Source organism: Rhodococcus koreensis, assembly GCF_900105905.1.
Classification (GTDB): Bacteria; Actinomycetota; Actinomycetes; order Mycobacteriales; family Mycobacteriaceae; genus Rhodococcus_F; species Rhodococcus_F koreensis.
This window is the reverse complement of sequence record NZ_FNSV01000005.1, coordinates 3,650,843-3,661,747: the sequence shown is the minus strand read 5'-3', so window position 1 is coordinate 3,661,747 and position 10,905 is coordinate 3,650,843. Positions and strand designations below refer to the sequence as shown.

The 10,905-nt window shown below is 68.2% G+C and carries 11 protein-coding genes and 1 tRNA gene; 5 read left to right on the top strand and 7 right to left on the bottom strand.

Translation table 11 applies throughout. The features are described 5' to 3' along the window. Positions 1-39: 39 nt before the first annotated feature. Both BLV94_RS21235 and BLV94_RS21230 read left to right on the top strand, forming a co-directional pair. Entirely contained in the window at positions 40-1,386 is a 1,347-nt protein-coding gene (locus tag BLV94_RS21235) for a lysine N(6)-hydroxylase/L-ornithine N(5)-oxygenase family protein (RefSeq protein WP_072947934.1), read from the top strand. Continuing rightward, on the top strand, positions 1,383-1,634 hold the full coding sequence (locus tag BLV94_RS21230; RefSeq protein WP_005244517.1) for an MbtH family protein: 252 nt from the start codon (positions 1,383-1,385) through the stop codon (positions 1,632-1,634). The genes BLV94_RS21235 and BLV94_RS21230 overlap by 4 nt, the downstream gene beginning before the upstream one ends. Positions 1,635-1,743: 109 nt before the next feature. Here the strand turns inward: BLV94_RS21230 and BLV94_RS21225 are convergent, their stop codons facing one another. Both BLV94_RS21225 and BLV94_RS21220 read right to left on the bottom strand, forming a co-directional pair. After that, complete coding sequence (locus BLV94_RS21225) at positions 1,744-3,183, bottom strand: threonine/serine exporter family protein (protein WP_072947937.1); 1,440 nt, start codon at positions 3,181-3,183, stop codon at positions 1,744-1,746. Between the two features lies 1 nt (position 3,184). Further along, positions 3,185-3,565: a nuclear transport factor 2 family protein gene (locus tag BLV94_RS21220; protein ID WP_072947940.1), complete on the bottom strand. Its 381-nt coding sequence runs from the start codon at positions 3,563-3,565 to the stop codon at positions 3,185-3,187. A gap of 72 nt (positions 3,566-3,637) precedes the next feature. On the opposite strand from BLV94_RS21220, the gene BLV94_RS21215 reads away from it, so the two are divergent. Continuing rightward, a tRNA-Thr gene (locus BLV94_RS21215) sits at positions 3,638-3,712 on the top strand. A gap of 143 nt (positions 3,713-3,855) precedes the next feature. Then, positions 3,856-4,059: an RNA polymerase sigma factor gene (locus tag BLV94_RS21210; RefSeq protein WP_072947943.1), complete on the top strand. Its 204-nt coding sequence runs from the start codon at positions 3,856-3,858 to the stop codon at positions 4,057-4,059. A gap of 4 nt (positions 4,060-4,063) precedes the next feature. Here BLV94_RS21210 and BLV94_RS21205 read toward each other — a convergent pair whose 3' ends face one another. The 4 genes from BLV94_RS21205 to BLV94_RS21190 form a co-directional block, all read right to left on the bottom strand. Then, positions 4,064-5,476 carry a lipase family protein gene (locus BLV94_RS21205; protein ID WP_083395632.1) on the bottom strand — a complete coding sequence of 471 codons (1,413 nt, stop codon included), beginning with the start codon at positions 5,474-5,476 and terminating at the stop codon, positions 4,064-4,066. A gap of 101 nt (positions 5,477-5,577) precedes the next feature. Continuing rightward, the gene (locus BLV94_RS21200) at positions 5,578-6,213 is read right to left on the bottom strand and encodes a TetR/AcrR family transcriptional regulator (RefSeq protein WP_072947947.1); all 636 of its coding nucleotides are present in this window, start codon (positions 6,211-6,213) and stop codon (positions 5,578-5,580) included. A 72-nt stretch (positions 6,214-6,285) separates the two neighbouring features. Next, positions 6,286-8,178, bottom strand: coding sequence for a glycoside hydrolase family 15 protein (locus BLV94_RS21195; protein ID WP_074933786.1), 1,893 nt, complete (start codon positions 8,176-8,178; stop codon positions 6,286-6,288). An 84-nt stretch (positions 8,179-8,262) separates the two neighbouring features. Continuing rightward, the gene (locus BLV94_RS21190; protein WP_072942846.1) at positions 8,263-9,150 is read right to left on the bottom strand and encodes a sigma-70 family RNA polymerase sigma factor; all 888 of its coding nucleotides are present in this window, start codon (positions 9,148-9,150) and stop codon (positions 8,263-8,265) included. Positions 9,151-9,228: 78 nt separating this feature from the next. On the opposite strand from BLV94_RS21190, the gene BLV94_RS21185 reads away from it, so the two are divergent. Beyond that, positions 9,229-9,990 carry an SDR family oxidoreductase gene (locus BLV94_RS21185; RefSeq protein WP_072942848.1) on the top strand — a complete coding sequence of 254 codons (762 nt, stop codon included), beginning with the start codon at positions 9,229-9,231 and terminating at the stop codon, positions 9,988-9,990. Here the strand turns inward: BLV94_RS21185 and BLV94_RS21180 are convergent. Beyond that, entirely contained in the window at positions 9,975-10,895 is a 921-nt protein-coding gene (locus BLV94_RS21180; protein ID WP_072942850.1) for a SigB/SigF/SigG family RNA polymerase sigma factor, read from the bottom strand. The genes BLV94_RS21185 and BLV94_RS21180 overlap by 16 nt on opposite strands. Between the last annotated feature and the right edge of the window lie 10 nt (positions 10,896-10,905).

Sequence of the window (10,905 nt, the reverse complement as noted above, 5' to 3'; positions counted from 1 at the left end):
GGTCGGGTGCGGCGCGGCGTCGAGGACGGACAACGAGCTATGAGTGAATCGCCGGAAACGGTCGGTACAGATCTCCCGGTGCGAGATGTCGTGGGTGTCGGATTCGGTCCCGCCAACCTCGCACTGGCCATTGCCATCGAGGAACACAACGCGGAGTGCCCCCCGCGCGAGCGGATCAGCGCGCAATTCTTCGAGAAGCAGGATCGATTCGGGTGGCATCCCGGAATGCTGCTCGACGGCGCCACCATGCAGATCGCGTTTCCCAAGGATCTGGTGACGTTCCGGAATCCGCGCAGCGCATTCACCTTCTTCAATTACCTCTTCGATCAGGGTCGCCTCGTCGACTTCGTCAATCACCAGACGTTCTTCCCGACTCGTCACGAGTTCCACGACTACCTGCAGTGGGCGGCACGCCGAGTGGACGCCGACGTGCGGTACGGCACCGCGGTGGAGACGGTACGCGGAATCCGCGGCGACGACGGGGTGATCGACCGTTTCGAGGTCCGTGCCGCCGACGGCTCCACGGTGATCGCACGCAACGTCGTGGTCGGTGCGGGTCTGCGGGAACGAATCCCCGAGTGGGCCAACCCCTCTGCGCGGTGCTTCCACAACCATCAATTCCTGTTCCGGCTCGGCGAGATGCCGGCCCCGGTTCACCAGCGGTTCGTCGTCCTCGGAGCGGGTCAGAGCGCCGCCGAGATCGTCCAGTACCTGCACGGAAACTACCCCGAAGCCGAAGTCCACAGCGTCTTCTCGCGTTACGGCTACAGCCCGGCCGACGACAGTCCGTACGCCAACCGCATCTTCGATCCGGAGGCCGTGGACGACCTGCACGGCGCCCCGGAGGGGGAGCGTCTGCGATTGCTGGATGTCCATAGGAGTACTAACTATTCGGTGGTCGACATCGAGCTCATCAACGAGCTGTACGCGACCGAGTACCAGGAACGCGTGCGCGGGCGCCGCCGGCTGTTCATGCGCCGCGCGTCGGAGATCATTGCCGTCGACGAGACTTCGGACGGAATCGAGGTGGCGGTGCGCAGCGGTGTGGACGGCCTCACCGACACTCTTGCTTGCGACGCACTGATTCTGGCCACCGGTTTCACCCCGGCTCCGCTCGAGCCGCTGCTCGGCGAACTGGCGCCGAAAACCCACCCGCCGCGGGAAGTCGGCCGAGATTACCGATTGGCGGTTTCGCCGGACGTCACAGCGGGAATCTATCTGCAGGGCGGCACGGAGAAAACGCACGGAATCACGTCGTCGCTCCTGTCGAACGTTGCCGTGCGGGCGGGAGAGATCGTTACATCTGTCGTAACAAGGCGTGGCCGCAACGGCACGCTTGCTAGTGTGAACGCACAGGACACGTATGCGACAAGCGAGGCGAGATGAGCACCAATCCATTCGATGACGAAGAAGGCCGCTTCTACGTGCTGGTGAACGACGAGGACCAGCACTCACTGTGGCCCACGTTCTCTGAGGTGCCGGCAGGCTGGCGCGTGGTTTTCGGCGAGGAAAGCCGGGCAGCCTGCCTCGAGTACGTGGAGAAGAACTGGACCGACATGCGGCCGAAGAGCCTGCGTGAGGCCATGGAGGCCGACGAGAAGTCGGGCGGACGGCACAGCGTCGACAAGAGCTGACCTCCTCGTCGCCCGCGTTTCGGCGACGTTGTGGGCCGGGACGACCGTCCGGTGAGATTCCGGCGGTCGCGCCCGGCCGACGGCCGAGAGGCCGTCACCTGAAACTGCCTCAGGCCGCCTTCTGTGTGTGTGTTTCGACCGGCTTCCGCCGCCTCGTCTTGAAGACGGGGCGGCGGATGTCGTCTGTGCGGCGCAGGATGCGCGGCCTCCGCAGGGTCCGGGCGATCCATTCGCCGAGTGTGACGCCGGCCGCGAGCGCGCAACCGATACCGAACGCCGCCAGCAGCGAGCCCAGTCCGATCACCACCTCGTTGTTGAGCAGGGCGTACAGACCCCGGTACAGGGACAGACCCGGCAGCAGCGGCGTGATACCCGCCACCACGACGACCAATGGCGGCGTGAGCGCGCGGCGGGCCATCAGACCACCGGCGAAGCCGACCACGGTGGCGGCGAGTGCCGAACCGATGATCGGGCCGATGCCGAACTGGTGCGCCACCATGTACACGAGCGCGCCTGCCGCGCCGCCGAACCACGCGGCCGTCAGGGCCCGCTGCTCGGCGTAACAGGCCAGTGCATAGAACATCGACGCGAAAGCGCCCGACATCACCAGCACGGGGAGTTGCACGAGTTCGGTGATCTCGACGTTGACCGGGGGCAGGGTCGAACCCAGCACGCCGGTCAGACGCAACGAGATGGCCACACCGGCGATGATGCCGCCGGTCATCATGACCACTTCGAAGAATCGCGCCGCCGCCGTGATCGGTGCTCCCGTGATGGCGTCCTGCACGGAACCGACCAGTGACAGCCCGGACAACAGCACCACCACACCGGCCGAAATGATCTGCGACGGTCTGATCTCGACACCCAGCTGATCCTGGAACGTGTAGAGCGTCGCCGCCGGGGTCGCGGCCACCAGGCCGCCCGCCACCTGCTGGAAGAAGAACGGCAGACCGATGCGGTTGAGGACGCGGTTGACCCGGTAGATCACCATCGTCGTCAGGAAGGCGACGGACGCGACCAGCACACCACCACCCATCAACACGGACACCGACGCGGCCATCGACGCCCAGGCGAGCGTCGCGATCCAGCGGTTGTACGGGTGCGGCGCCGTGGTGACCGCGGTCAGGGCCTCGTGCGCCTCGCCGGGGGTGACCGCTTCCCGGCGGATGCGCCGGGTGAGCCGGTCGACCGCCGCGAGCCGGGTGAAGTCCATCGAGCGGTAGTGCACGATCCGCATGGTGCTCGCCGGCGGGAGGGTGGGCCCGCGGTACGCCGACAGCACGATGGAGTTGTACGTGACATCCACATCGCACTGGGCGAGGCCGTACGTGGCGGCGATGAACTGCACCTGTTCGGCGGTGTCCATCGCACCGGTGCCGGACGCGAGGAGGACTTCACCGACTCGCACGGCGAGGTCGAGTACTTCGGCGACGACCGCATCGTCGGTGAGGTCGATCGGCTGCAGCGGGGTGGGTGCAGCGGTGACCGCATCGACCGTTGCGCGACGGTCGCCTGTGAGACGTTGGAGGGATTCTGTGAGCTTGGACATACTACGTGTCGGAGACAAGGTCTTTCTCGGTCAAATCGGTAGCGGAGAGTGCAGACTCGAGTGTCTCGTGGCGGAACGTGGAGATGACCTGATCGTGGACGACACGGAATGCAGAGGCCAGGATACGCGTCTCTTCCGGGTCCGTGGCCCACGTGGCCTGCTGTTCGACCACCAGCACTCCGTCGTAGTAATACATTCGCTGCGGATTCAGCGTGATGCCCGCGGTGGACGCCCATTCCCGCAGCGCCGCCAGGCCCTGAGTGGCGCCTTTCGGTCCACCCATCTCGATGTCGTCGCTCGACAGCGACAGCAGAGTGTCGATGTCGCCGGAGTTGAGGGCGTCGTGCCAAGCGAGGACGGTGGCGATCTCCGAGGTACTCATGGCTCCAACGCTATCCAATGTGGGCGGAAGTAGCCGACGTTCCTGCAATGGATATGATGGGCGCGCGTGTCCGCCTCCTTAGCTCAGTGGTAGAGCACTCGCCTTGTAAGCGAGCGGTCGTCAGTTCAATCCTGACAGGAGGCTCCACCGCGGAATTGCCTCCGCACACAGAGGGCCACCTTCCCCCGGGAAGGTGGCCCTCTGTCTTTTCCGCACGCTCACCCCTGGGTGGGCAGTTCGTCACCCTGGGGTCCCTGTCTCCGACCCCGCCGGTCATTGACGATGGGTACATGCAAGTGAATTCGTGCAGGTCGGCGGTATTGGACGCGGTCGACGCGCTGCCCGCCCTCGAAAGGCAGACACTGGCCCTCGTGTACTACCGGGGAATGTCCTGCGACGAGGTGGCGGCGACGATGAAGACCACCGTCGACGTCGTCCGGTCCCGGCTCCACGAGGGCTCGCGCACCCTGCTCGCCGGTGTCGGCGGGCTGTGAACCGTCACGTCCCGATCGGCTGACCGAGCAGGCTCGCGAGTGTGTCGCCGACGATCGACGACCACACCGGCCACGTCTTCTCGTCGAGGGCCATCGACCCCACGTCGTGGGTGGCGCACCCGGCGCCGGCCGGGACCCCGTCGAAACGGTCCCGCAACCACATCAGGGCGCTCGCGGCCGCGACCGGCTCGAGGGACAGGTGCTCGCTGGCGTGGTCGCGGATGTACGTCACCCGGGCGTCCGGGTCCTGGCAGTACGTGTCGACGAGCCGGTCGACGGGCCCGACCGGCACCAACCAGTCCGGGTTCGCCTGATACATGAACATGGGGACGTCCGGCACCCGATGGCCCATCCTCGTCCGGTCGAGTACCGATTCGACCACCGGATCGCGCAGCGGGTCGCCGCTGGGGCTGTCGAACAGGCCCCGCAGGTTCGCGAACGGCAGCAGCGCGGACTGATAACTGACGCACAGGTTGCCCTTGGCGGCGAGGAGCTGCTTGCCGAGGGGGTTCAGGTGGGTGTCGAGATACTCCGCGAGTTCGGGGTAGTCCCGGCTCACCCCGAACACCCCGCCCAGCACGATCCCCGCGCCCAGGTTGTTGCCCGCGAGATCGACCAGGGCGCCGAGATCGGCCGGGATACCGCCCTCGGCCGCGCCGACGATGTTCAGGTCCGGCGCGTAGCTCTCGTGGAGTTCGGCGGCATGCCCCGTCGCGATCGCGCCACCCGAGTACCCCATCAGTCCGACCGGGGTCTGCCTGCCGGACAGCTCCAGGGGGTCGAAGTTCTCCGCCGCCCGGATTCCGTCCAGGGTGATGCGGCCCGCGAGGGGCCCGGCCGCATACGCCGCGTTCGGGCCCTGATGGTCCGGCATCACGACGGCCCATCCCTGGGCGAGGGCGGCCTGCGCCTCGAGGAACTGCAACGGCGCGACGACCTGACCGGTCAGCGGCGCGGGAACGGACCACTGCTGCAGCGCGTACGAGGCGGCGCAGTACTGGCCGAGCGAGTCTTCCGCAGGCTGGAGCGACAGCAGATTGCGGACGCCGTCGATCGTGCCCCGAGGTTTGATCACCGTCGCGACCGCCGGGATCGCCTCGTCCCGCGAATTGTTGGAGCGGTAGGACAGCTGCCAGGCGTCGACGTTCACCGGAAGCACGGACAGGTTCGCCAGGCGCACTTCGCGGGCGGCGATGATCTCGCCGGGCTCGGCGGCCGCGACCACGTCGGCGGGCGGCTCGTAGAACCCGCGGTCGGCCTCGGGCCAGGCGGGAACGGCCGGGGCCGGTTGCACGTCCACCGCCGTCCCGCCGTCGGTGGGCGCCCCGACCGACGGTGCGGCGACGGCGAGCTGTGCACCCACCACCATTGCGCCCACCAGCAGTATTCGGTGTCGCAGCGCTCTCGATCTGATCATGTGGTCCTCCCCGGGCCGAAGTGAGACGTCCATGTCTCACTTTGAGTGCAGACCTTAGATCAGGTGTGACGGGTATCGCAATACTCGCGAGTAAGTTCCGGTCAGGCCTGATCGGTGACCAGCGCGATGAGCATCGTGCTCAGGACGTCCACCAGGACCGACGCGGACGGCCGGGGGGAGGCGGTGCTCCAGTGGTGGGCGAGGTCGTTGACCGCCCCGATGAAGGCGATCGACACCATCGCGAACCGTTCGGGTGGGTCGACGACGCCACCGTCGATCGTGCGGGTGACCGCCTCGAAGAGTTGCGCCCACTGTGCGCGGCGCTCGAGGCGGTACTGCTCGACCCGGGGGCCCGCCCCGACCACCTCCGCGAAGATGATCCTGGCGCGCCGCTCGTCGGTGCCGACCGATTCGATGTAGGCCGTCATCACGGTGCCGGCTACGGTCCGCGGATCGCGGGAGGGGGCCGCCTCGTTCGCGGCGAGCACGGCGTCCCGGGCGTCGTCCTGAATCGTGTCGTAGACGGCCAGGAGGATGTCCTCGCGGCTGCCGAACTCCTCGTAGAACTGGCGCCGCGACAGTCCCGCGTCGGCGCAGATGTCGCTGATCGAACTGTGGGCGTACGTCTTCTCCGCGAAGACCGACAGGGCCGAGTCGAGGAACCGTGCCCGGCGGGCTACGCGACGTTCGGCGACCGGTTGGCCGCTGTACGTCCGACTCGATTCGGCTCGGGACACATGATCAGCCTACGGTGGCGGACACCGCGAGGCCGTCGCCCGCGCGGCGGACGTGTCGGGCCCGGCCTCGGCTCACATCAGTTCCCGCATCCGCTCGTGCAGGATGATGCGCCCCGCGGCCTCGATCAGCGCGAGGTGGGAGAACGCCTGCGGAAAATTGCCGAGGTGACGGCCCGTGCTCGTGTCGAATTCTTCCGCGTACAGGCCCAGGGGAGACGACACGCTGACCAGTCGCTCCATCAAATCGGTGGCCTCCTGCACCTGATCGACCACGGTCAGGGCCGACACCAGCCAGAACGAGCAGATCAGGAAACTGCCTTCCCTGCCCGACAATCCGTCGTCGGTTTCGCCGGTGCGGTAGCGCAGGACGAATCCGTCCTCGGTGAGATCGCTCGCGATGGCGTCGACGGTGGCGCGCAGCCGGACGTCCCCGCGGGGTAGGAACCCGAAGACCGCGGCGAGCAGCGTCGACGCGTCCAGCGCCTCGGTGTCGTAGTGCTGTCGCAGCACCCCCTTCTTCACGCCGTGCGCGAGGATGTCGGCGCGGATCTCCTCGGCTGTGGCACGCCAGGTGTCCTCGGCCGCCCGATCGCCGCGGATGCCCGCGATCTTCGACGCCCGGTCGAGCGCCACCCAGCACATCAGCTTCGACGACACATAGTGCTGCGGTGCGCCGCGCGCCTCCCAGATCCCCTGATCGGGGTCGCGCCACACCGCCGAGGCGCACGCCGCCTGCTGCTGCACGAGCGGCCACAACCGGCGGGGAAGTCGCTTGCTGCGCACCGTGTGCAGCAGGATCGAGTCGAGGACGGCGCCGAACACGTCGTTCTGCCGCTGGTCGAACGCGCCGTTACCGATCCGCACCGGGCGCGCGCCCGCATAGCCGGACAGGTCGTCGCGGGTCGACTCGGTGAGGTCGCGGGTGCCGTCGATTCCGTACATGATCTGCAGTGCGCCGTCACCGTTCGACTCGAGGTCGGCGATGAACTGCATGAACTCGTCGGCCTCCCAGTCCAGGTTCAGGTAGTGCAGGGCCTGCAGCGTGAACGTGGAATCCCGCATCCACGTGTAGCGATAGTCCCAATTGCGTTCGCCACCCGGGGTTTCCGGCAGGGAAGTCGTGAGGGCTGCGACGGTGGCTCCGGTCGGCATGTACGTGAGGCCCTTGATGGTCAGGGCGGACCTCTGGATCGCCTCACGCCACCGATGGTCTGGGAAGCGGGCGTGACTGAACCAGCGCCGCCAGAACGTCGCGGTCGCATCGAGTTGCGCGACAGCCTCTTCCACCGTTCCCGGCGCGGCGAGTTCCGCGGCCCAGGTCAGCGCGCAGTACAGGGTTTCGCCCTTCTCGAGCATGTGGCGCGCGCGAACCCGTCCGCCCTCGATGCCGAGCGCCATGTCCGTCTGCAGGCGCAGCGTGAGCCCCGCACCGCTCGCGTCGGCGGTGTGCCGATCACCGTTCACGAGAACCCACTCCGCCGGTGCGCGTCCGTAGTCGAACACGGGCTCGCACACCAACTCCACCTCCACGCTGCCGTCGAGGCACGTGACCGTGCGGACCAGCATGTGGTCGGCATCCTCGTCCGCCGGCGGCCTCGTGTGGGGAGTGACGGTGTCCTCACCGCGGGTCGTGCTCATCGTCAGCGCACTGCGCACGTTCACCCACCCGGTCGGGGTGTTCCACACCGCCGAGATGATGTTGGTGCCCGGCTCGTACTGGCGGGACGCCGGAACGTTGAGCCCGAACGGGCCGATCCGGAACATCCCGGCCTCACGGTCGAGGAGGGAACCGAACACGCTGGGCGAATCGAACCGGGGCACGCACAGCCAGTCGACGGAACCGTCCGGCGCGATCAGCGCCCCGGTGTGGCAGTTCGAGAGGAAGGCGTAGTCCGCGATCGGCGGGAACGGCGACGGCGCGGCCGCGCTCCGGGGTGGGGCATCGTCGTCCGAGGCAGTAGTCACGTTCGCGCCCCTCTCCCCGGGTGTCGGCTCCCTCCATGCTGCGGGTCGCGGGGCCGACGGTCATCACCCGGTTCGGGTGACCGGTCAGTCCCCGAGGACGGCGAGATCGAGCCGGCGGACGCGATCCGGCTCCGCGATGACGTCGATCTCGGTGATCTTCCCGTCCACGATCGTGAACGCCAGCACCAGATACAGCCGCCCTCGGGGAGCCATCACGAGCCCGGCCGCCCCGTTCACCAGGGCCACCTGGGTGACCCGGGCCCGTTCCGCGGATGCGAGAGCGCCCTTGGCCACGACGCGGGCGCCCCGGATCACGAGAGGTCCCGGGGTGGGTCCGACAGCGGGATCGGCCCGAAGCACCACATCCGGATCGAGCAGCGCGACCAGAGCGTCGAAGTCGCCGCCGCGGGTGGCGGCCAGATAGGCGTCGACGACAGCTCGCCTGCGGTCCAGATCCGCGGGGTCCGGTGCCGACGACGCACCCTTCACCCGCCGGCGGGCACGGCTCGCGAGTTGCCGCACCGCCTGGGAGGAGCGGCCCACGATAGGGGCGACGTCGTCGAACGGCACGTCGAACATGTCGTGCAGCACGAACGCGAGCCGCTCGGCCGGGGTCAGCGTGTCGAGCACGACCAGCAGCGCCAGCCCGACCGAGTCGGCCAGCATCGCTTCGTGTTCGGGGTCGCCGCCGTCGTCGTGGCCGACAGCCGGATCGTGTGCCTGCACGTCGAGAGGTTCCTCGCGCCGCTGCTCGCGTGAGCGCAACACGTTCAGGCACACCCGCGACACCACCGTGATCAGCCACGCCTCGAGGTTCTCCACCTCGCCGGTGTCCGCGCGAATCGTGCGCAACCACGCTTCCTGGACGGCGTCGTCGGCCTCGCTCACCGAGCCCAGCATCCGGTACGCGACGGCCCGCAGCCGCGGCCGGTGTTCCTCGAAACGCTCGGTCAGCCGATCGCGGTCGTCCACCGTGTCACATTCCTTCCTCGCGGCGTGTCTCACAGGTAGACCCACCGAAATCAGCTGTCCGAAGAATCTGGAGAGATCATGACATCACCCATTCTCATCACCGGCGGTACCGGCACGCTCGGACGTCAGGTCGTCCCACTGCTGCGGGCGGCGGGGCGGGACGTGCGAGTCCTCAGCCGGCACGGCCGTGACCCCGGCGACGGCGTCGAGTACATGGTCGGCGACCTGTTCGAGGGCAAGGGAATTGAAGCCGCACTGGACGGGGTCGAGACCGTTCTGCACCTGGCGGGTGGCCCCAAGGGCGACGAGGTGGCGACCCGGAACCTGGTCGAGGCCGCCTCGCGTGCCGGGGTGCGGCATCTCGTCTACATCTCGGTGATCGGGGCCGACCGGGTTCCGCTCGGCTGGTTCACGTCCAAGCTGGCCGCGGAGCGAGCGGTGGCCGACTCGGGCCTGCCGTGGACGACGTTGCGCGCAGCCCAGTTTCACGAACTGGTGCTGAGCATGCTGCAGAAGATGGCGAAACTGCCGGTGATCCCGGTCCCGGGCGGACTGCGCTTCCAGCCGGTCGACTCGGGGGAGGTGGCGGCGCGTCTGGTGGAACTGACGCTCGGCGCCCCGGCAGGCCTGGTTCCCGACCTGCCCGGGCCGACGGTGTACGGGATGGGCGATCTGGCGCGCAGTTACCTGCAGGCGACCGGCAGGCACCGGCTGACGATGCCGGTCCGGATGCCGGGCAAGGCCGGCCGCGCGTACCGGGACGGCGTCAACCTGTCGCGCGAGGCGGCGACGGGCAAGCGGACGTGGGAGGACTTCCTGGCCGCCTACCCGGGCATCTGACCGCTGGCGTCGGCGAGTTTCCCGCGCAGGTCCGCCAGGGTTTTGTTCAGCAGCCGGGACACCTGCATCTGCGAGACGCCCACCCGAGCGGCGATCTGCGACTGGGTCATGTTGCCGAAGAACCGCAGAACGAGGACGGTGCGTTCGAGGTCGGGAAGGGATCCCAGCAGCGGCTCGAGAACCACGTGGTCCTCGACGTGTGCGAGGGACGGGTCGACGTCGCCGATCGTCTCCGACAGCGGGCGCTCGTCCTCGCCGAGCGGGAAATCGACGGACAGGGTGCTGTAGGCGTCGGCAACCCGGAGGCCCCGGACCACCTCCTCCTTGTCGATCCCGAGGGCCTCGGCCAATTCGCTCGCCGTCGGGGCGCGTCCGAGTGTGGTGGTCAGTTCGGTCGTCGCGGTCGTGAGGGAAAGGTGCAGTTCCTGCATGCTGCGCGGGACGCGCATCGCCCATCCCGTGTCGCGGAAGTGCCTGCGGACTTCGCCGGTGATCGTCGGGACGGCGTACGACACGAAGTTCGCCCCGCAGCGGGCGTCGAAATGGTCGACTGCCTTGACCAGACCGATGCGGGCGACCTGGATCAGGTCGTCGAGGGGTTCTCCGCGACCGAGGAAACGCCGGGCGATGTGTTCGGCGAGCGGCAGGCACCGCTCGATCAGTCGCTGTCGCAGCAGTTCGCGGCGGGGGTCGGAGGCGGCGAGCCGGCCGATGGCCTCGCACTGCGCGGGCACGTCACGATACTGGTCACGCTCGCGGCGCGCGGTCTCGTTTCGGGCCTGCCGTAGCTCTACTCGTGCGGCGTCGGCGTCGGCTGCGGACTTCGTGCGATGCACCGGCTTCGACCGCGTGGGGATGCGTCGGATTTCGAGCGATGGTTCGACGAGCGGGGTGGACACTTTCATGGCTCTGCCC

Coding starts and splice junctions, on each gene's coding strand:
- BLV94_RS21235 (WP_072947934.1), top strand. CDS start 40: ATGAGTGAATCGCCGGAAACGGTCGGTACAGATCTCCCGGTGCGAGAT.
- BLV94_RS21230 (WP_005244517.1), top strand. CDS start 1,383: ATGAGCACCAATCCATTCGATGACGAAGAAGGCCGCTTCTACGTGCTG.
- BLV94_RS21225 (WP_072947937.1), bottom strand. CDS start 3,183: ATGTCCAAGCTCACAGAATCCCTCCAACGTCTCACAGGCGACCGTCGC.
- BLV94_RS21220 (WP_072947940.1), bottom strand. CDS start 3,565: ATGAGTACCTCGGAGATCGCCACCGTCCTCGCTTGGCACGACGCCCTC.
- BLV94_RS21210 (WP_072947943.1), top strand. CDS start 3,856: ATGCAAGTGAATTCGTGCAGGTCGGCGGTATTGGACGCGGTCGACGCG.
- BLV94_RS21205 (WP_083395632.1), bottom strand. CDS start 5,476: ATGATCAGATCGAGAGCGCTGCGACACCGAATACTGCTGGTGGGCGCA.
- BLV94_RS21185 (WP_072942848.1), top strand. CDS start 9,229: ATGACATCACCCATTCTCATCACCGGCGGTACCGGCACGCTCGGACGT.
- BLV94_RS21180 (WP_072942850.1), bottom strand. CDS start 10,895: ATGAAAGTGTCCACCCCGCTCGTCGAACCATCGCTCGAAATCCGACGC.